Here is an 18,954-nt window from a genome sequence, read left to right on the forward strand (position 1 = left end):
GCCGGCGATGACCCGGACGCGACGCGCCGTCCTCGCCGGCTGTGGCGCGACGATGGCCGCACTCGCCGGCTGTTCGGTCGGCACCGACGACGCCCCCCAGCGTGGGTGGGTCACCGTCGACTCCCCGACGGGCGCGGCGCTCGCCGACGTCACCATGACCGAGTACGGGCCGGTCGCCGTCGGCGAGGGTGGTACGGTCGTCCACCGTGCCGACGGCGCGGACTGGTCGGTCGTCGACGAGGACGGCCCCGCGGACGCGACGAACGGTCTCACCGCGGTGGCGGCGACCGACGACGGTGCACACGTCTGGTACGTCGGCTCTTCGGGAGCCATCGGTCGACTCCGCGTCCAGACCGGCGACGTGCGGGACTACTCCGCACCCGCCGGCAAGACGTCGACGTGGGAGGCCGTCGCCGTCGTCGGCGCGTCGGGCAGCGAACGCGTCGCCGTCGCCAACGGCTCGGGCGAACTGCTCGTCGCCCAGTTCACCGGTGCGGAACCGACCTGGGAGGGTCCCTCCAAACCGACCGGCGGCGACAACGCCGTCGCCATGGACGACGCGAACGGGGTCGTCTTCCTCGCCAGTCAGAACCTCGTCGCCCGCCAAGCGGGCGGGGAGTGGACCCGCATCGAGGGCCCCAACGCTTCAATCACCGACGTCGCGGCCGTCTCCGGGTCGGTGCTCAACGCGACCACCGACGGCGGGACCATCGCGTCGTACAACGGCCACAACTGGCTCCGGGCCGCCAGGGTCGAACGGCCGCTGACCGCCATCGACCGCGTCGAGAGTCGTGGGCTCGCCGTCGGTGACGGTGAGGTCCGCGTCCTCTCGAACGGGGCGTGGCAGGACGACGACGGCCCCGACGCCTCGCTGCGGGGTGTCGCCCTCGGCACCGCCCGGTTCGCCGACGTCGCCGTCGGCACCGATGGCACCATCGCGGAGCGGTTTTAGATGCCCGTACTCGACTCGCTCGTCGACGCGCTCTCGCTGACCGCCGAGATGACCTGGGACACCTGGTGGGCGCTCGTCCTCGGGTTCACCGTCTCCGGGGCGGTCCACGCGTTCGTCTCCGAAGAACGCATGTCCGCCACGCTCGGCGACGACGGCTGGCGGGAGGTGGGCCTCGCCTCGCTGTTCGGCGCGGCCTCCTCCTCGTGTTCGTACTCCGCCGTCGCCACCGCCAAGACCGTCTTCTCGAAGGGCGCGTCGCTGGTCGCCACGCTCGCGTACACGTTCGCCGCGACGGACCTCGTCGTCGAACTCGGCCTCGTGATGTGGGTGCTGCTCGGCTGGCAGTTCGTCGTCGGCGAGTTCGTCGGCGGCCTCGTCGCCGTCTGCGTCGTCACCGTCCTGATTCGCCGGGTGCCCGACCGCCGGGTCGAGGACGCCCGCGAGCACGTCCGCGAGACCCGCGAGGCGACCTGTCCGACCTGTGGGATGAGCGTCGACGCGAGCGAGGCCACCGACGAGACGACCCTGGAGACGCCCGGCGGCACGGAGTTCTTCTGCTGTGGGGGCTGTCTCGGCTCCTACGCGGCCTCGACAGAGAACCCCAGAGGGGGCCTGACGACGCTCGCCGGCTGGACGCGTGCCGCGAGTTCGACGGTCGGCGACTGGGAGATGCTCTGGCGAGACATCGCGCTCGGGTTCGTCCTCGCGGGCCTCGTCGGCGGGTTCGTCCCGACCGAGTGGTGGACCGCGCTGTTCGGTGGGCACGCCGGCTTCGAGGGCGTCGTCTACACCACCGCCCTCGCCGTCGTGCTTGGGGCGCTCTCGTTCATGTGCTCGGTCGGGAACGTCCCGTTCGCGCTCGTGCTCTGGCAGAACGGCCTGCCGTTCGGTGCGGTGTTGTCGTTCGTCTACGCCGACCTGCTCATCCCGCCGCTCGTGCGCATCTACCGGCGGTCGTACGGGACGCTGATGGGCGTCGTCGTCGTGCTGACGCTGGCACTCGCGGCGGTCACCGCCGGCGTCGTCGTCCACTACGTCGCCTCGTTCGCGGGCATCGTCCCGCAGGCGGGGACGGGCGGCACCGTCGACCACGAGTACACGTTCGTCCTCAACGCCGTGCTCACGCCCGTCTTCCTCGTCCAGTTGGTGCTCGTCTACGGCGTCGACGGCGTCCGCGACGGCCTCGAATCGCGCTACACGCGTGGTCGTGACGCGGTCGTGATCACCCACGACACGGTCCGGACGATCCGCTCGACCCGGTCGCTCGCGCCGGTCACCACCGTCGTGAGCCGCCGCCTCCGCGGGGTCGCAGACCGCCTGCGAGGTGGCTCGTGAGCCGCTCCGCCGCCGTCGAGACGGCCCGGTCGACGGCCGAGCGGGTCGCGCCGCACCTCCCGCCCGAACGCGTCGTCGTCACCCGCGCGTTCGACTGCGCGCTCGGGGCGGCGGCGTGGTTCGTCCCGGCCCTACTGCTGGTCGTCGGGACGCCGCTGCCCATCGTCGGCCTGTTCGGCGGCCTCTGGCTCGCACTCGTCCGCCCGGAACACTACGTCCGACTCCTGCGAGCGCTCGGACTGGACTCGCCGTTCGCCCGACGGGCGCTGGGCGTCGCGGGCGTCACCCTCTGGACGCTCGGCCCGGTGGCCGGGCCACCGACCGGAACGCCCGTCTGGCTCTGGTTCTCCGTCGGACTGCTCGGCGTCGCCCCCTACGGCGGTGTCGGGGACCGCCCCGACGCGATCACCGTCGTCCTCGGCCGGGTGTTCGGCCCGGTGCTCGCACTGCTCGCTCTCACGCCGGTGCTCGCGGCGGGCGGCCTGGTCGCGGGCGTCCAGGTCGCGTTCGCGGTGACGGCGGCGCTGGGCGTCCTCGCGCTCGTCCTCGGCGTCCCGCTCGACGAGACGCCGACCGTCTCACCGTCGATGTCGGCGTTCGTCGAGTGGGCCGAACGCCTCCCGCCCGCCGAGCGCCGCCTCCTGCTGGCGGACACGTGGGCACGGACCGGTCTCGCCGTCGTCGGCCCGCTGTTCGTCGCGTTCAGCATCCAGCGTCTCGGCGACGGCTTCGCCGAGGGCGCGGAGGTCATCGCGCTCTCGCTCGTCGTCGCCACTGTCGCCGCCGGTGGGACCCACCGCGTCCTCTCGCGGATTCGGGAGTTGGGGTCGTGGACGACGCCGCTCCTCTCGGTGGGGGGGCTACTCGTGGCGACGACCGCGCCGCTCGCGGTCGTCCTCGTCCCCGCCTCGCCGCCGGCGTTCGCCGGGACGTTCGCCGCCGTCGGCGTCGCACAGGGTGGCTGGACGGTCCTCGAAGACGAAGTGACCGACACGCTCGGCGAGCACCGCGACACCTACCGGGCGGCACGGGCGCTCCTCCTGATTCCGCCCGCAGTCGTCGGCGGTCTGCTGTTCGCCGTCGCACCCCGGACCGCGTTCGTCCTCTCCAGCGTGCTGGCGGGCGTCGGGACGGTGTCGTACCTCCGACGGGTGGCCCGATGAGCGGGAGCGTGGTCGGTTGGCTCCGGTCGGCGTGGCGACGGCTCGTTGCCGTGGTCGTCCGCGCACTCGACCCGCTGGCTATCGACCACCTGACGGTCGCCCGTCTCTCCGTCGCGTTCGGTGCGTTCGCGGGACTGTGGGGGACGACCGACGCGATGGCCCTCCGCGCGGAGGCGTTGACCCCTGGGATGGGTGTCTGGCCCGCAGCGACCTACGACGCGTTCTTCACGACCCACGGCGTGACGATGCTGTTTTTCTTCGCCACGCCCGTCGCGTTCGGCCTGACGACGGCCGTCCTCCCGCGACTCGTCGGCGTCGAGGAACTCGCTTTCCCCCGCATCCACGCGCTGGCGTTCTGGCTGCTCCCGCCGGGCCTGTTCGTCGCCCGTGCACCCTCGCTGCTGGACCTGCTCGCCGACGTGGGTCTGCTCGGCTTCCGGGTCCGCCCGCCGGTCGTCGGCTGGACGCTCTACCCCCCGATGTCGCTCCAGCCACACGCCGGCATCGACCTGCTGCTCGTCGGCCTCTCGCTCGGGACGCTCTCGACGCTCCTGACCGCGCTGGTCGTCGTGGTGACGGTGGTCACCGAGCGCACTGTCCCGTGGGCGCGTCTCGACGTGTTCACGTGGACGATGCTCGTCGCCGCCGGCCTCGTGGTGTTCTCCTTCCCCGTGCTGGAGAGCGCCATCGCGCTGTTGCTGGCCGACCGCGTGCTCGGGACGACGTTCCTCGCACCGCCGGAGGGGCCGATGGTGTTCGTCAACCTGTTCTGGTTCTTCGGCCACCCCGAGGTGTACGTCCTCGTCCTCCCGGCGATGGGCGTGCTGAGCTACCTGATTCCGCGCTTCGCGGGCCGCGACCTGTTCGGGAAACGTTCGGTCGTCTACTCGACGCTCGCCATCGGCGTCCTGAGCTTCGGCGTCTGGGGCCACCACCTGTTCGCCTCGGGGGTGGACCCCCGCGTCCAGGCGTCGTTCATGGCCGTCACGCTCGCCGTCGCCCTGCCGTCGGCCATCAAGACGTTCGCCTGGACGACGACGCTCTGGAACGGGTCGCTCAGGCTGGAACCGCCGATGCTGTTCTGCCTCGGCGCGGTGGCGTGGTTCGTCGTCGGCGGCGTGACGGGCGTGTTGCTCGCCTCCATCCCCGTCGACTACGCCTACCACGGGACGTACTACGTCGTCGCCCACTTCCACTTCCTGCTCGTCGGGACCATCGTCTTCGGCCTCGTCGCAGGGGGCTACTACTGGTTCCCGCTGTTGACGGGTCGGCGCGTCGACGACCGGTACGCTCGGGCGCACTTCTGGCTCTCGATGGTCGGTGTGGCGGTGACGTTCGGCGCGCTTCTCGCCCTCGGTCTGGGCGGCCTCCCGCGCCGGATGGCGACCTACCCCGAGGTGTTCGCGCCGATGCAGACTCTCGCCACGCTCGGCGCGTTCGTCCTCGGCGTCGCTCAACTGCTGTTCGTCTGGGGCATCGTCCGCGCCCTGCTCGTCGGCGACCCGGCGGGCGACGACCCGTGGGGACTGGCCGAACGCGGCATCGAGGCGCGAGAGTGGTCGCGGTGACCGCGCCATCGCCTCCTCTCCCGTCCCTGCTCCGCTCGGCTGTTCCGAGGCCTCTCCGTGGTCGGCCTCGCTCCTCGCGTCCGGTTCAGGCCGGGACTCGGGTTCGACGCCCGAACGCGACGTCGGCGGGAAACCGCCACTCCTGTGATGTCCGTGAACCACTCTACCTCGACCGGAGAATCGCCCACCGAACCAGAACCGTCAGTCCTCGCCAGCCTCACCGGTTTCCAGCGCGACCTGCTGTTCGTCGTCGCCAGCCTGGAGGGGACCGTTCCGACCGGCGTCACCGTCCAAGAGGAACTCGCCGACCAGCGTGGTGACCGCGTCAACCACGGCCGTCTCTACGGCAACCTGCGGGACCTCGTCGACGCCGACCTCGTCGAGAAACGCCCCGTCGACGGCCGGACGAACACCTACCGCGTCACCGACACCGCCAGCGAAGCGCTCCGCGCACACTGCCAGTGGGAGGCGCTCTGTCTCGGCCGCGAGTGCGTCGAAGGCGAAGACGAGGAGGACGACGCGGCCGACGATGAGGACGACGGTCCCACCTACTCCCGCCGGTGGGACTACTGAGATGTCCGCGTGTCACACCGCCTGCCACTGCCGGGACTGCTCGTGTACCGACTGCACACCGACGGACTGTGCCTGCGTCGACGCGTCGTCGAGCGACGCGACGGCCGACGGGGCGTCCGACCCGCCCGAGTAGATGCTCCTCCTCGACCTGTTCGTCGGTCTCCTCGTGAGCACGTTGCTCACCGGTCCGGTCGTCTACGTCGGCCTCGCCGTCCGAACCGGGACGGCCGTCACCTACGGGTACGCGGTGGCCGTCGCGCTGCTCGCGCTGGTTCTCGGCGGCCTGACGACGGTGCTCCTCGGCTGGCTCCCCGTCGTCGGCGTCGTCCTCTCGCCGCTGGTCTGGGCGGGCACCGTCCGTTCGCTCACCCGCGCGGAGTGGCCGATGGCGCTGTTCGTCGGCTTCGTCGCCTGGGCGCTCGCCTCGACGGTGTTCTTCGTGACGTGACCCACCGCCGACCGCCCGGTCCGACCCCGCCGACCCGACCGGTCCCGACCAGCCGTCTCGCTCGCTCGACCACCCTGCACGGCCGCTCGGTGGCCGTGCTCGTCCCCGACCCCGTCTCACACCACACCGATGACACTCGAAACCGACATCGCCCTCGGTATGCTCCAACTCGTCGCACTGTCCGTCCCACCCATCGCCGTCCTCATCCGGATGCTCCGGGGGGCCGACGACCTGTCGTGGCGACTCCGCAAACTCAGCTTCGGCCTGGCGGTCACCAGCGTCCTCTCGTTCATCGGGGCGGGCGCGGCCGTCGTCGCCTTCCTGCTCTCGCAGGCCGCCCTCCCGACGACGCTCGTGGTGGGGATGACGCTCGCCATCCTCGGCCTCGTCCCGTTCGCCCTGTTCACCGGTGTGCTCTACGTCGAACACAAGCGGTCGTACGCCTGAACGGTCAGGAATCGTCGAACGCCGCCCGCGCGGCGTCGAGTCGCTCGCGGGCGACCCGCCGTCCCCGCTCGGTCGGCCGGTAGCGGTTCGTCCGGCCGTCGACCGGCCGCCGTTCGAGCGCGCCGCGTGCCTCCAGTCGGTGCAGGTTCTGGTAGACCCGGCCGTTGCTCACCCGCTCGTAGCCTCTCTCTTCGAGGTACCGCCGCAGTGTGGCCCCGCTCGTCGGTTCACCCTCCGCCTCCAGCGCGGCCGCCGCACACAGCAGGTCGCGCTCGAACCCGGTCAGTGCCGTCCACCGGAACGTCGTCTCTGACGTCATACCCGAGCGGTCGACGCGACGGGGGAAAACCGCGACCGGGTCCGTTCCGATTCTTCCGGTTCCGACCGGAATCGAGGCGCAGAGCCTCCGTGCTCTCGACTGGACGGCAGTCCGGAGCGTTTCCGATACCACCGTTCGGGGTCCGATACGACGGGCCCGGCTCCGCTACCACCGGCCCGAGTCGAGTGCCACGAACACCGGTCGCCTACCGACCGCCCCACGACACCGCCGTCCGCCGGACACCCGGTCCGGTCGGCGTCGACAGTCTCGCTGGGTCGGTCGAACAGCGTGGCGTCGAGGACGACTCCGACGCTACGCTCAGTCGTCTTCGCTGGCCGCGCCGCCGCTCGTCTCGTTCGTGCCCGCGGAGCGCAACCGGGCGGCGACCTGTTTCGAGGCCGTCCCGCCGAGTCGGCCACGGACGGTCCCCAGCAACCCACCGGGGACGAACAGGACGAACAGGACGAACAGCACGCCCAGGAAGAGGCTGGCGTGGCCGTTGAGGAACGTGTCGACGGCCTCGCCGACGGTCATCCCGTTGTAGATGACCGCCTCCAGCACGCCCTGCGGGAGATGGCTCTGGAGGTAGGGCAGCAGTCCGCCGCCGGTCCCCTCCTTCGAGAGGAACTCCCGGAACAGTTCGTCGAACAGCGTGCCGAACAGCGGGCCGGCGAGCGTGCCGAACCCGCCGATGATGCTCACGAGCAGGGCGTCGCCCGTCACGAGGAAGAAGAACGTCTCGTCGGGCGAGACGGCCCGCGAGTAGCCCGCGAACAGGCCGCCGGCGACGGCCGCGAAGAACGCCGAGACGGCGAACGCGACCAGTTTGTACCGGTCGGTGTCGTAGCCCACGGCGCGTGCGCGCTCTTCGTTCTCGCGGATGGCGAGCATCACCTTCCCGAACGGGGAGTGGATGATGCGCTGCATGGCGAAGTAACAGACCAGCACGACGAGACCGACGAGGTAGTACGACACCTCGACCGTCGAGAGGTCGACGACGCCGAGTGCGAGTTCGTCGCCGTTCAGCTTCCCGAGTCCGAGTCCCAGCGCGTCGACGAACGGGACGCCGACTTCGAACGCCTCGGGGTGGGTGTCGAACGACACCGAGACGCCGTCGCGGGGGTTCGACCCGACGTAGTCCCAGTCGCGCACGAAGACGTAGATGACCTGTGAGAAGCCCAGCGTTATCATGGCGAAGTACACCCCGGAGAGTCGGAACGACACCGACCCGATGGCGACGGCGAGGAGCACGGCGAGCAGGCCCGCGAGCACGAGCAACAGCACGAACGGCGTGTCCGTCGGCACGAGCGGGAGTTTCCCGTTCGCGGCGAGGATGACCGTGTACGCGCCGGTCCCGAAGAACACCGCGTGGCCAAAGGAGAGGTAGCCGGTGTACCCCGAGATGAAGTCGAAGCTCATGGCGAACAGACCGAAGTAGAGCACGACGATCATCGTCTCGACGCGCGGGAGCACCGTCACGAACTCCGCGCCGGCCGGCGAGTTCACCGCCAGCGTGTAGAAGCCGGGGTAGAGCGCCAGCGCCACGACGACCAGCAGGTGGGCGACGTGTTCACGGGCGTAGCGAGCGAGCCACGACTCTTCCGTCGCCGTCTCGCCGCTCCCGCCCGCACCGGTCGCCGTGTCCGTCGGTCCGTCGCCGCCGTCTCCACTACCGCCGGCCGACTCGGTGGGGGTGCTAATGGCCCCCCACCTCCGCTCGGCCGAAGATACCCTGCGGACGGATGACGAGCATCACCACGAGGATGAGGAAGACGGTCATCTCGGGGAGGCTGGGGAAGTCGACGACGTTGACGAACAGCCACTGGGTGAGGGCGTCGGCCAGTCCGACGACGAGGGCGGCGACGACGGTGCCCCGGAACGTCCCGAGGCCGCCGATGATGACGACGACGAACGCCGGGAGCAGCGTCTCCGTGGCGAGGGGGACCGACGCCCCCCAGTTGCCGTCCCACATCAGCAGCATGCCGGCCACGCCGGCGAGGCCGGCACCCAGCGCGAAGACGGTGGTGAACACGCGCCGGACGTCGATACCGAGCGCCTCGGTCATCTCGGCGTCCTCGCTGCCCGCCCGCACCACCAGCCCGTAGCGCGTCCGGGTGAGGAACGCCCAGACCGCACCGACCGCGAGCGCACCCAGCAGAATCTCGAACAGGTCCATCCCGGCGACCGAGACCGGGCCGAGCGTGAACGACCCCGAGAGGAACTCCGGTTTCGTCCCGAGGGCGGCCTGCCACTCGGTGATGGGCTGGAGGCCGTAGAACAGCACCACGATACGCACGAGTTCGTCGATGACGAGCGTGATGCCGAACGTCAGCAGGATCTGGTAGACCGGCGGCCGGTCGTAGAGCGGCCTGATGAGTCCGACCTCGAGCGCGCCGCCGAGCGCCGACAGCAGGCCGAAGACGACCACGAGGCCGACGAAGAAGACGGCCAGCCGCGCGAACGGGCCGGTCGTGGTGGTGACGAGCGTCACCATCACGAGACCGCCGAGGTACGCCCCGAGCATCGTCAGCGACCCGTGGGCGAAGTTGAGCACGCCCATCAGCCCGAAGATGAGCGTCAGGCCCATGGCGATGAGTGCGTAGAGCGCGGCCTTCGAGAGGCCGTCGAGCAGGATGGACGACAGCGCCTCGACGGTGAACAGGTCGCCCAGTTGCAGCGGGGCGAGCGTCGCCGTCGACGCGAACGCACCCGCGGAAGCGAGCACGCTCATGCGGTGAGGTACCTCCGGAGGTCGTCGTCCTCGGCGCTCACGTCGTCGGTGTCGCCCGAGGCGACGACCGTGCCGTTGTCGAGCACGTAGAACCGGTCCGCGAGGTCCAGCGCCAGCGGGAGGTTCTGTTCGACCAGCAGGACCGTCGCCGCCTCGCTCGCCGCCGAGATGGCCTCGGCTACGTCCGCGACGATCTGGGGTGCGAGGCCCTCGCTCGGTTCGTCTACCAGGAGCAGGTCGTTCTCGCCGACGAGGCCGCGAGCGATGGCGAGCATCTGCTGTTGACCACCGGAGAGCGCGCCCGCCTCGGCGGCCTTCCGCTCTTCGAGGGCGGGGAACGTCTCGTACACCTGCGCCAGCGCGGCGTCGACGTCGCTCCCCTTCGGGACGGCGATACGGACGTTCTCCGCGACCGTGAGCGCCGAGAAGACGCGCCGGTCCTCGGGTATCCAGCCGATGCCGCCCTGTGCGACGTCGCTGGTCCCCATCCCGACGAGGTCCGTGCCGCGATAGCGGACCCGGCCCTCGCGGGGCGGCGTCAACTGGAGGATGCTCCGGAGGGTGGTCGTCTTGCCGACGCCGTTACGACCGATGAGGGCGACGACCTCCCCTTCCTCGACCTCCAGTGAGACGCCTTCGAGGATGTGGCTCTCGCCGTAGTAGCTGTGGATATCTTCGACGGCGAGCAGCGGTGTGCCGGTCGACGCCGTCTCGGTATCCGGGGTCGTTTCCGCTCCCGAAGCGTCGTCGGTGGGCGTGTCGCTCGAACTCACGCCGACCCCTCCGCGGTGTCCGTGGACTCCTCGTCCGTCTCCGTCGCGTCGAGCGCACCGGGTTCGTAGCCGCCGAGGTACGCCTCCTGGACGGCCGGGTCGTCCCGGACGTCCTCGGGCGTCCCGTCGGCGATGACGCTGCCGCGATTGAGGACGACGATGCGGTCGGAGACGTTCATGACGATGTCCATGTTGTGTTCGACCAGCAGGACGGCGTGGTCGGTGGCGACGTCCTCGATGAGCGCGATGATGTCGTCGACGCTCTCGGAGGAGACGCCGGCGTTCGGTTCGTCGAGCAGGAGGACGTCGGGGTCGCCCGCCAGCGCGACGGCGACCTCCAACTGGCGTTTCGCGCCGTGACTGAGCGAGCGTGCGGGCCGGTCGGCCCGGTCGGCGAGACCTACTCGGTCGAGGATGGTGTCGGCCTCCCGGAGGTAGCGGTCGAACGCGCCGGCGTTGCGCCAGCCCGTGAACGAGTCGTCACCGGCGGCCTGCGCCGCGATACGGACGTTCTCGTGGACCGTGCTCTCGGGGAAGACGCTCGTGATCTGGTACGACCGGTGGACGCCACGGGCGGCCGTCTCGTGTGGCGGTGCGCCGGTCACGTCGTGCCACTCGCCGTCGCGGCGGTGTTCGACGGTTCCCTCGGTGGGTTCGAGGACGCCCGTCAGCAGGTCGAAGAACGTCGTCTTCCCCGCGCCGTTGGGGCCGATGAGCGAGCAGAGTTCGTCGCCCAACTCGACGTCGACGTCGTCGACCGCCGTGAGGCCGCCGAAGCGTTTGGTCAGTCCGTGCGTTCGGAGTCGGCTCATGGTTCAGAGACTGCAGTTCATCTCCGACGAGTCGGCGGGAATCGTCGTCCGGTCTTTCGAGATGGTCGCGACCGGTTCGGAGGGCATCACGGGGGCGTTCCAGCGGTCCTCCTCGTTCGGGACGACGTTCGCCACCGTCATCGGCGAGCGCGCCTGGTTGTTGTACTCCTGGAACGTGTACGCGCCCTCGCCCTTCGGGGTGTCCCGTACGGTCATCCCGCGCAGGGCGTCCGCGATCTCCGACCCGTCGGTGCTGCCGGCGGACTGGGCGGCCTGCACGATGGCGGAGGCGGCGGTGAACGTCCCCGAGGTGAAGAGGTCGGGGACCGCGCCGTAGGCGTTCGAGTAGAGTTCGACGAACCGGTCGTTGATGGGGTTGTCGTACTGGTTCCAGTGGTAGCGCGTGGTGAACGGGCCGAGGTTCGAGTTCTCGACGGCGTCGGCGGTCAGCGGGTCGCCGAGCACCTTCTGCATCGTCTGACCGACGATCTGGGTGGTGATCTGGGTGGCGAACCCACCGAACACGCGGAAGTCGTAGTCGCCGTTGAGGACGGTCGTGAACAGCGCGGGGAGCGTCGAGACGGTGAACCCGCCGACGATACCCTCCGCGCCCGCCTCGACGGCCTGGTCGAGCAACGGCGTCCACTCCGAGTAGCCCTGCGGGACGAACCGCTCGCCGACGATCTCGACGCCGTTGGCCTCCAGGACGGTCCGGTAGTTGTTGACGACCGCTCGGCCGAACGAGTAGTCCGCGCCGAAGAGGTAGACCGAGGAGACGTCGGAGTTCTCCGCCACGTACCGCCCACCGGAACGGGCGTCCATCGCCGTGTTCTCGCTCGCGCGGAAGACGAGGTCCGTACACGTCTCGCTGCTGGAGGTGATGTCGGCGCTCGCGGCGGGTCCGATCATCGTCGGGACGCCCGACTGCTTCGTGACCGAGTTGACGATACGCGTCGCGGCCGCCGAGGAGGTGCCGCCGAACAGCAGATCGACCTCCTCGCTCGTCACGAGGTCGGTGGCCACCTCCTGTGCGGTCTGGGAGTCCAGTTTGGTGTCCCGGACGTGCATCTCCACGTCGAGGTCACCGACGCTCATCGTCTTCGTCCCCGTTGAGGCGTCGGGGAGCGAGGACGCCTCGCCCTTGTAGCCGAGTCCGGAGTAGAACCCCCAGAGTGCTTGCTGGCCGTAGTACTGGAGGTCCCCCGAGACGGGCTGGACGACGCCGACTTTGAGCGTCCCGGAGACGCTCGCCCCGGCCGTCCCGGTCGTCGTCCCCCCGCCGGTGCCGTCGGTGGTGCCGCCGTCGGTCATACCGCCGTCGGTCCCGTCACCGCTTCCGTTCTCCGACCCGCTGTCGTCCGTACACCCGGCGAGCGCGGCGACCCCCGTCGCTCCGAGCGTCGCCAGTACCCGTCGTCGCGTCTGTCTGTTCGCGTCCATGACACGAGAGAGAATGTGGCTACTGGGGCAAGGGACCCGAGGTTAACATGTTAACCGGACCGTCCGCTCCGACAGCCGCCGATTCGACATGGTCCGCCAAGCGATTCACATGTTAACCCACCGACTTTCACCGCTACCGGCGCAGGTCGTGGTATGGACCTCCGCGCACGCCGGTTCGACGCCCGCGACGGACTCCGACTGAACTGCTGGGAGCACGCGCCCGACCGGGCGACCGAGGCCGTGGTGTTCGTCCACGGCTCCATCACCTGCTCGCGTGCGCTGTTCTCCCCGCCCGTCGAGCGCGACGGGCGTATCGACGAGTCGTACTCGTGGCTGGCCGCCACGGCCGAGACGGGGCGGGCGGCGTTCGGCCTCGACGTTCGGGGCTACGGCGACTCCGAGCGTCCGCCCGAACTGAACGAACCGCCCGAGGCGAACGGCCCGCCGGTGCGTGCGGACCTCGCCGCGAACGACATCGCCGACACCGTCGCCCACGTGCGTGAGGAGTACGACACCGTCCACCTCGTCGGCGTCTCGTGGGGGACGAACACCTGCGGCCGGTTCGTCGCCCGTGACGACCCCGAGGTGGCCTCGCTCACCCAGGTGGCCCCCGTCTACCGCGTCCCCTACGACGTGAGCGAGGGACTGGCGGCGCTCGGCCTGGACCCCGCCGGCGAGTTCGGCGCGTACCACCGCCAGGAGTACGAGACCGTCAAGGAACGGCAGGGCGAGACCGACGAGGCGCTGTTCGAGGCCATCTGGCGGACGCAGGTCGAGTCCAACCAGGGCGAGGGTGACGGCTACATCGCCCAGACGGGGTCGCTCGCGGACTACGCCGACTGCGGGGCCGACGACCCGCCGTACGACGCTGCCGATATCGCCGTCCCGACGCTCGTCGTCCGCGGGAGCGCGGACGCTATCTCGTGGCGTGAGGACGCGCTGGCGCTGTACGACGAACTCCCCCGCGAAGACGGGACCTACCTCGAACTCGCGGGCGCGGACCACTACGCGATGCACGGCGAGCGACGAGCGGACCTCTACGACGCCGTCTCGGGGTTCCACGACCGCGTCTGAAGACGGCCCTCCCCGTCGCCCTCCTCACTCCGTCTCTTCGTCGAGCGTCTCCAGCACCTCGGTGATACGGGCCATCGTCTTCGCCTGACCGCGTCGGAGCGTCTTCGAGACGGCGGGTTTCGACACGTCGAACTGGTCGGCGAGACTGCCGAGCGTCTCGCCGCGTGGACTGTCGAAGTAGCCGCCGCTGACGGCCGCTTCGAGCGTCTCACGTTCGCGCGTCGAGAGGTCACGACAGCCCTCGATGAGCGTCATCGCCGCGCCGACGTTCTGGACGAAGCCGCTGAGTTCGGTGAGGTCGACCGACTCCCGCGAGAGCACCTCGTACTCGTTGTCGTTGTCGAGAATCGACAGCGCGGTGTCGGCGTCGGCGTCCCGGTCGAAGCCGACGTGCCACAGTTCGCGGCCGCCCGCGATGTGGAACGGGCCGGTGATGTAGCCGTCGTACTCGCGGATGGTCGCCATCGCGGTGGTCTCGTCGATGGTCGTCCGGACGTGCGCGACCGGTCCCTTCCGGGAGACGAGGTCGTAGTCGCGCAACCCCTCGTGGTCGCGGAGGACGCGCAGTCCGGCGTCGAGGGCCGCGGGCGTCGACCCCTCGACGACCATGCGGGTGTCGAGGCGGTCGCCCGCGGGGTCGAACTCCCAGTGTGCCGCCGAGAAACTGACGTCGTGAGCGTCGCTGGCCGCGATGAACGGACAGTCGTACTGCTCCATATCGAGGGTGACGTCGAGCATAGCCCTTGGGTCGTTCACCCATGTTCGTTTCGGGAGATAAATCTTTTCGGACACTCCCGCCTGCCGGACCGTCACTGCTCGACGAAGCGGCCGGCGTGTGCGCGTGTTCTCCCCGTCCCTCCCGACACACAAACAAAACATTTAGTCGGGGGTCGGCTGTTGGAGCCTTCATATGGCAACCATCGCCACCTTCTCCGTTCCCGCTCGGTCGCTCGCGCTGTCGGGGGCGCTGACGGCGCTCCCGTCGGCGTCGTTCGTCTGTGAGTCGACCGTCGTCTCCGGCAGTGGGACCACGACGCCGTTGCTCCGGGTGACCGGCGCGTCACGGGAGGCCGTCGAGGACGCACTGGCCGCCGACGCGAGCGTCGAGGCCGTCACCTGTCTGGCCGACCACTCGACGGAGTTCCTCTACCGCGTCGAGTGGGGCCCGGAGTTCGACTTCTTCGCCCGCGTCCTGCCGGGGTCGACCGGGTCGGTGTTGAGCGCACGCGCGTCGGGGTCGGACTGGTCGATTCGCGTCCTCTACCCCGGACGCGACGCCCTCTCGACCGCCCACGAGACCTGTCTGGACCACGGAATCGACGTCGAGGTCGAGACCGTCCGTGACCTCGACCCCGACCGGCCCGAGCGATTCGGTATCACGAACGAACAGCGCGAGGCCCTGCTCGCCGCCTGCGAACACGGCTACTTCGACATCCCGCGTCGCACCGGTCTCCGCGAACTCGCCACCGACATCGGCATCTCCCACCAGGCGCTGTCCGAACGACTCCGGCGGGGGCACGACACCCTCATCACCGAGACGCTCGCCGACGGCGACAGCGCTCCGTTGTGACGGACAGGGTGTGTCACCGATAGGCACGACAACCTTTCACGGGGAAGCTGTCGGTGTACGGAGAATACCGCCGAATTCACGGTCCTATGTCCTTCTTACTGCCGTATAATCCTCAATTAAGGCGCTCCGTATCTCATGCCCGCCGAGAGCGCGCACCCGACCGCTGTCCGGGGGTTTAGCCACGTCCTATGGACTATCACTCGTCCGGGTCTGTTGTCCGACTGGGACTTACATGATTTGGACAAAGTTTAAGCACAAGTAAGTTTGAACTCCGGACATGTCGGGACCGCTCCGCTCGGTCGTGCCGGACTTCGTCCGCAAGAGCTACGCCCGCAAGTTCGGGATCGTCCTACTCATCCTAGGGATCTCCGTCGGACTTGTCGGTGTGGTGACGACCGCACAGATGCAACAGCAACTCAACGAGGGTGCTGACGAACAGTACGCAAGCTTCGCCGCCAGTGAGGCCCACAGCCTCGACGCGTGGCACCAACGGAACACGGGGTTCGCTCCCTCGATAGCACAGTCCGACGCCGTGCAGAGCGGTGAGGAGACGCGCGTGCAACTCTCCTTGTCCGGATGGATGGACCGACTCCCGAACGGGACGTACGGTATCCACTACGTCGACTACGCGAGCAACGAGGTCGCCGCGTCGACGAACAGCAACTACACGAACGAGAACCTGGGGAACATCGGGGAGCCGTGGACGGACGACGGCGAGGTCTACGCGGAGACCGCCTCCTTCGAGGGGTTCGGTGAGGAGCAGTACGTCTCCGACCCGTTTTTCGTGATGAACGGTGACCACGCGATTCCGATGGTCGCGTACGCGGCCCCCGTCGAGGGACAGCCCAACGAGTTCGTCGTGGTGACGGTTCGCTTCGACAGCTACCAGTCGGTGTCGATGAGCGGTGACCAGACGAACGCCGAGATTTCGCTCGTCGGTCCGAACGGCGAGGTCGTCATGCGCCACGCCCACCAGCTGGGTCACTCCTGGCTGCCGGGCAACCTCGACCGCGCGGCGCTCGAAGAGCGCTCGTCCGGGATGGACGGCATGCACTCGGGCGACATGGGAGGAATGGACATGTCCGAGATGGACCACTCCGGCGTCCCCGAAGCCTACCAGTCGGACTCGATGGAGTTCACGCAGTTCGACGACTCGACGGGCCTGCTGGAGACCGCCAACCGCGAAGGTGGCTCCGACACGGTCCGTGACGGTCAGGCACCCGGCGCGTTCGCCGGCCTGCTCGCCAGCGGTGGGCAGACGCTGAGCTACTCGACGGTCGGCGACACGGGTTGGGTCGTCGTCACCGAGACGCCGATGTCCGCCGCCTACTCGACGGGCATCACGCAGTTCAGTCTGCTCGGCTCGGGCCTCGCGGTCCTGTTCATCGGTGTGTTCGGTATCGCACTCGGAACCAGTTCCGCTCGGACCGTCAACCGCCTGCGCGGCAAGGCAGAGCAGATGGAGGAGGGGAACTTCGACGTCGACCTTCAGACCTCCCGTATCGACGAGTTCGGTCGGCTCTATCAGGGCTTCGCGTCGATGCGTGACCGCGTCCGCGGTCAGATCGAGGAGACGGAGTCCGCCCGTGCGGAGACCGAGGAACTGAACCGTCGACTGGAGACGCGTGCAGACGAGTACAGCCAGGTCATGCAGGCCTGTGCCGCGGGTGACCTCACCCGCCGGATGGACCCCGCCGACGAGAGCCGTGCGATGGCCGACGTCGCCACGGAGTTCAACGAGATGATCGAGGAGATCGAAGCCACCGTCGACCGCCTGAAGGCGTTCAGCGACGACGTGGCGACGTCGACCCAGCAGGTGGCGGCGAGCGCCGAGATGATCTCCGAGGAGTCCGCCGACACCTCCGAGTCGCTCGACGACATCAGCGAGGACGCGCGAAAGCAGAACGAGACGCTCCAGCGAGCGTCCGAGGACATGATCTCTCACCTGACGACCATCGAGGAGATCGCGGCGTCGTCCAACGACGTGGCGTCCATCGCACGTGAGACCGCAGAGACCGGTCGTGCCGGTCGTGACGCGGCCGCGGACGCGATCCAGTCGATGGAGGCCATCGAGGCCCAGTCCGGCGAGACGGTCGACGAGATCGAGCGCCTCGAACGGGAGGTCGCACAGGTCGACGAACTCATCGAGTTCATCTCCGACGTCGCAGAGCAGACCAACATGCTGGCGCTGAACGCGAACATCGAGGCGTCGCGTGCCGGCGAGTCCGGCGAAGGGTTCGCCGTGGTCGCAAACGAGATCAAGAACCTGGCAGAGGAGACCAAACAGACCGCGGGCGACATCGAGGACCGACTCGAACGCATCCGCGAACAGACCGAACAGACGGTGGCGGAGGTCCGTGAGAACAGCGACCGTATCTCCGAGAACACCGGGTCCGTCGAGAACGCGGTCGACGCACTCGACGAGATCGCGGGCTACGCACAGGAGACCAACACCGGGATTCAGGACATCTCCGAGTCGACCGAGGAGCAGGCAGCGTCGACGGAGGCCATCGTGCGCACGGTGGACGACGCGGCCGCTATCTCCGAGGAGACGACCGTCGAGTCCGAGTTCGTCGCAACGGCGGCGGAGACCCAGACCGCCGCACTCCGCGAGATGTCCGGCGGTGCCGGTGACCTCGCCGAACAGGCGACCCGCCTGAGCGACGCACTGGACCGCTTCGAGACCACCGATTCGGAGGCCGCGGACCTCGACATCGGCGACGCCAGCGAGGCGGCCGCCGAGGCCGACGCGGACGAGGCCGACGAGGAGACGGCCGACGCTGACGACGCCGTCCCTGCCGAACGGAGCGACTGAGATGGCCGGCAGCGAGCACCATCACACGAACACGCCCGGAGGCCGAGCGTGAGCGAGGCCGAGTCCGGCGACACGACGGAGACGCGTGAACTCGTCGAGTTCATCACCGTCGTCGTCGGCGACGCCCGCTACGCCTTCGAGGTGGGCCGCGTCGCACAGGTGACCGACGTCCCCCGCATCACGCGGCTTCCACGGACGGCGGACCTGGTCGCGGGCCTCGCCAGCGTCAACGGCGAGATGGTCTGCGTGCTCGACACGCGGGCCGCCTTCGACCTCCCACCGAGCGACGACGACGGCAAACTCGTCGTCCTCGAACGGACGGACGACGAGGCACAGACCATCGGCGTCCTCGTCGACGACATCGGCGACGTGGAGCGCTACCCGGTCGACGCCATCGAGCGACCGGAGGAACGACCGAGCGCCGCGACGGGGCCGTGGGTCACGGCCGTCGTCGGTGCGAAGACGACTACGAACGGTGACGTTGCGGTCCTCGGCGTCGAGCGACTGGCAGCGAGCATCACCCCCGAACAGGAGACTACACAGCAATGAGCGACACTATCGGCATTCTCATCGTCGACGACTCCGACTACATGCGGAGCCGTCTCAAGAACGTCCTCGACGATACGCGGTACTACATCGTCGACGAAGCACCCAACGGCGCGTGGGCCGTCCAGAAGTACAAGGAACACGCCGCCGACGTCGACGTCGTCCTGATGGACATCGTCATGCGGAAGGCGAACGGCGTGAAGGCGACGGCCGCCATCAAGCACATCGACCCGGACGCACGCGTGTTGATGTGTACGTCGGTCGGCCAGCGCAAGAAGATGAAGCTCGCGGCCCGCGCGGGTGCGGACGGCTACGTGACGAAACCGTTCGACGACGACGACATCATCGAGGCAATCGACGGCGTCCTCGCATGAGCGACGCGACGAGT

The 18,954-nt window shown here is 69.2% G+C and carries 20 protein-coding genes; 13 read left to right on the plus strand and 7 right to left on the minus strand.

The window, feature by feature from the left end:
* The first annotated feature begins 7 nt into the window (after positions 1-7).
* The 8 genes from GQS65_RS00720 to GQS65_RS00750 all read left to right on the plus strand — a co-directional run bounded on the left by GQS65_RS00720 (position 8) and on the right by GQS65_RS00750 (position 6,486).
* Positions 8-952: a hypothetical protein gene (locus GQS65_RS00720; protein WP_158202749.1), complete on the plus strand. Its 945-nt coding sequence runs from the start codon at positions 8-10 to the stop codon at positions 950-952.
* Entirely contained in the window at positions 953-2,287 is a 1,335-nt protein-coding gene (locus GQS65_RS00725; protein ID WP_158202750.1) for a permease, read from the plus strand. It begins immediately after the preceding gene.
* Positions 2,284-3,450 carry a hypothetical protein gene (locus GQS65_RS00730; protein ID WP_158202751.1) on the plus strand — a complete coding sequence of 389 codons (1,167 nt, stop codon included), beginning with the start codon at positions 2,284-2,286 and terminating at the stop codon, positions 3,448-3,450. Before GQS65_RS00725 ends, GQS65_RS00730 begins: the two co-directional genes overlap by 4 nt.
* Positions 3,447-5,018: a cbb3-type cytochrome c oxidase subunit I gene (locus GQS65_RS00735; RefSeq protein WP_158202752.1), complete on the plus strand. Its 1,572-nt coding sequence runs from the start codon at positions 3,447-3,449 to the stop codon at positions 5,016-5,018. The genes GQS65_RS00730 and GQS65_RS00735 overlap by 4 nt, the downstream gene beginning before the upstream one ends.
* 147 nt (positions 5,019-5,165) lie before the next feature.
* Positions 5,166-5,591 carry a helix-turn-helix transcriptional regulator gene (locus GQS65_RS00740; RefSeq protein WP_158202753.1) on the plus strand — a complete coding sequence of 142 codons (426 nt, stop codon included), beginning with the start codon at positions 5,166-5,168 and terminating at the stop codon, positions 5,589-5,591.
* Between the two features lies 1 nt (position 5,592).
* A complete protein-coding gene (locus GQS65_RS21805) occupies positions 5,593-5,724 on the plus strand; it encodes a hypothetical protein (RefSeq protein WP_267902861.1) in 132 nt (43 codons plus the stop codon).
* Positions 5,725-6,039 carry a hypothetical protein gene (locus tag GQS65_RS00745; protein ID WP_158202754.1) on the plus strand — a complete coding sequence of 105 codons (315 nt, stop codon included), beginning with the start codon at positions 5,725-5,727 and terminating at the stop codon, positions 6,037-6,039.
* A gap of 129 nt (positions 6,040-6,168) precedes the next feature.
* The gene (locus tag GQS65_RS00750) at positions 6,169-6,486 is read left to right on the plus strand and encodes a hypothetical protein (RefSeq protein WP_158202755.1); all 318 of its coding nucleotides are present in this window, start codon (positions 6,169-6,171) and stop codon (positions 6,484-6,486) included.
* 4 nt (positions 6,487-6,490) lie between these two features.
* On the opposite strand, the gene GQS65_RS00755 is transcribed toward GQS65_RS00750, so the two are convergent.
* The 6 genes from GQS65_RS00755 to GQS65_RS00780 all read right to left on the minus strand — a co-directional run bounded on the left by GQS65_RS00755 (position 6,491) and on the right by GQS65_RS00780 (position 12,561).
* Positions 6,491-6,805 (minus strand): PadR family transcriptional regulator, encoded by a 315-nt coding sequence (locus GQS65_RS00755; RefSeq protein ID WP_158202756.1) that lies wholly within the window; start codon positions 6,803-6,805, stop codon positions 6,491-6,493.
* 318 nt (positions 6,806-7,123) lie between these two features.
* Positions 7,124-8,311 carry a branched-chain amino acid ABC transporter permease gene (locus GQS65_RS00760; protein WP_394351420.1) on the minus strand — a complete coding sequence of 396 codons (1,188 nt, stop codon included), beginning with the start codon at positions 8,309-8,311 and terminating at the stop codon, positions 7,124-7,126.
* A 190-nt stretch (positions 8,312-8,501) separates the two neighbouring features.
* Positions 8,502-9,536, minus strand: coding sequence for a branched-chain amino acid ABC transporter permease (locus GQS65_RS00765; protein ID WP_158202757.1), 1,035 nt, complete (start codon positions 9,534-9,536; stop codon positions 8,502-8,504).
* Positions 9,533-10,225, minus strand: coding sequence for an ABC transporter ATP-binding protein (locus GQS65_RS00770; protein WP_158202795.1), 693 nt, complete (start codon positions 10,223-10,225; stop codon positions 9,533-9,535). Before GQS65_RS00770 ends, GQS65_RS00765 begins: the two co-directional genes overlap by 4 nt.
* 80 nt (positions 10,226-10,305) lie before the next feature.
* On the minus strand, positions 10,306-11,121 hold the full coding sequence (locus GQS65_RS00775; RefSeq protein WP_158202758.1) for an ABC transporter ATP-binding protein: 816 nt from the start codon (positions 11,119-11,121) through the stop codon (positions 10,306-10,308).
* 3 nt (positions 11,122-11,124) lie between these two features.
* The gene (locus GQS65_RS00780) at positions 11,125-12,561 is read right to left on the minus strand and encodes an ABC transporter substrate-binding protein (protein WP_158202759.1); all 1,437 of its coding nucleotides are present in this window, start codon (positions 12,559-12,561) and stop codon (positions 11,125-11,127) included.
* Between the two features lie 153 nt (positions 12,562-12,714).
* On the opposite strand from GQS65_RS00780, the gene GQS65_RS00785 reads away from it, so the two are divergent.
* Positions 12,715-13,635, plus strand: a complete 921-nt coding sequence (locus GQS65_RS00785) for an alpha/beta hydrolase (protein WP_158202760.1) — start codon at positions 12,715-12,717, stop codon at positions 13,633-13,635.
* A 24-nt stretch (positions 13,636-13,659) separates the two neighbouring features.
* On the opposite strand, the gene GQS65_RS00790 is transcribed toward GQS65_RS00785, so the two are convergent.
* On the minus strand, positions 13,660-14,373 hold the full coding sequence (locus GQS65_RS00790; protein WP_158202761.1) for a helix-turn-helix domain-containing protein: 714 nt from the start codon (positions 14,371-14,373) through the stop codon (positions 13,660-13,662).
* A gap of 172 nt (positions 14,374-14,545) precedes the next feature.
* Between GQS65_RS00790 and GQS65_RS00795 the strand changes: the two genes are divergently transcribed.
* From GQS65_RS00795 to GQS65_RS00810, 4 genes are all read left to right on the plus strand, one after another.
* Positions 14,546-15,205, plus strand: a complete 660-nt coding sequence (locus GQS65_RS00795; RefSeq protein ID WP_158202762.1) for a helix-turn-helix domain-containing protein — start codon at positions 14,546-14,548, stop codon at positions 15,203-15,205.
* Between the two features lie 277 nt (positions 15,206-15,482).
* Positions 15,483-18,020 (plus strand): methyl-accepting chemotaxis protein, encoded by a 2,538-nt coding sequence (locus GQS65_RS00800; protein WP_158202763.1) that lies wholly within the window; start codon positions 15,483-15,485, stop codon positions 18,018-18,020.
* Positions 18,021-18,068: 48 nt separating this feature from the next.
* Positions 18,069-18,569 (plus strand): chemotaxis protein CheW, encoded by a 501-nt coding sequence (locus GQS65_RS00805; RefSeq protein ID WP_158202764.1) that lies wholly within the window; start codon positions 18,069-18,071, stop codon positions 18,567-18,569.
* Entirely contained in the window at positions 18,566-18,940 is a 375-nt protein-coding gene (locus tag GQS65_RS00810) for a response regulator (protein ID WP_158202765.1), read from the plus strand. Before GQS65_RS00805 ends, GQS65_RS00810 begins: the two co-directional genes overlap by 4 nt.
* The last annotated feature ends 14 nt before the right edge of the window (positions 18,941-18,954 follow it).

It is taken from the genome of Halomarina oriensis (assembly GCF_009791395.1).
GTDB lineage: Archaea > Halobacteriota > Halobacteria > Halobacteriales > Haloarculaceae > Halomarina > Halomarina oriensis.

Bases quoted from the DNA above. Each gene is read 5' to 3' on its own strand.
- GQS65_RS21805 (WP_267902861.1), top strand. From the start codon at position 5,593: ATGTCCGCGTGTCACACCGCCTGCCACTGCCGGGACTGCTCGTGTACC.
- GQS65_RS00800 (WP_158202763.1), top strand. From the start codon at position 15,483: ATGTCGGGACCGCTCCGCTCGGTCGTGCCGGACTTCGTCCGCAAGAGC.
- GQS65_RS00775 (WP_158202758.1), bottom strand. From the start codon at position 11,121: ATGAGCCGACTCCGAACGCACGGACTGACCAAACGCTTCGGCGGCCTC.
- GQS65_RS00740 (WP_158202753.1), top strand. From the start codon at position 5,166: ATGTCCGTGAACCACTCTACCTCGACCGGAGAATCGCCCACCGAACCA.
- GQS65_RS00750 (WP_158202755.1), top strand. From the start codon at position 6,169: ATGACACTCGAAACCGACATCGCCCTCGGTATGCTCCAACTCGTCGCA.
- GQS65_RS00810 (WP_158202765.1), top strand. From the start codon at position 18,566: ATGAGCGACACTATCGGCATTCTCATCGTCGACGACTCCGACTACATG.
- GQS65_RS00765 (WP_158202757.1), bottom strand. From the start codon at position 9,536: ATGAGCGTGCTCGCTTCCGCGGGTGCGTTCGCGTCGACGGCGACGCTC.
- GQS65_RS00790 (WP_158202761.1), bottom strand. From the start codon at position 14,373: ATGCTCGACGTCACCCTCGATATGGAGCAGTACGACTGTCCGTTCATC.
- GQS65_RS00795 (WP_158202762.1), top strand. From the start codon at position 14,546: ATGGCAACCATCGCCACCTTCTCCGTTCCCGCTCGGTCGCTCGCGCTG.
- GQS65_RS00735 (WP_158202752.1), top strand. From the start codon at position 3,447: ATGAGCGGGAGCGTGGTCGGTTGGCTCCGGTCGGCGTGGCGACGGCTC.
- GQS65_RS00780 (WP_158202759.1), bottom strand. From the start codon at position 12,561: ATGGACGCGAACAGACAGACGCGACGACGGGTACTGGCGACGCTCGGA.
- GQS65_RS00785 (WP_158202760.1), top strand. From the start codon at position 12,715: ATGGACCTCCGCGCACGCCGGTTCGACGCCCGCGACGGACTCCGACTG.
- GQS65_RS00720 (WP_158202749.1), top strand. From the start codon at position 8: ATGACCCGGACGCGACGCGCCGTCCTCGCCGGCTGTGGCGCGACGATG.
- GQS65_RS00755 (WP_158202756.1), bottom strand. From the start codon at position 6,805: ATGACGTCAGAGACGACGTTCCGGTGGACGGCACTGACCGGGTTCGAG.
- GQS65_RS00745 (WP_158202754.1), top strand. From the start codon at position 5,725: ATGCTCCTCCTCGACCTGTTCGTCGGTCTCCTCGTGAGCACGTTGCTC.
- GQS65_RS00725 (WP_158202750.1), top strand. From the start codon at position 953: ATGCCCGTACTCGACTCGCTCGTCGACGCGCTCTCGCTGACCGCCGAG.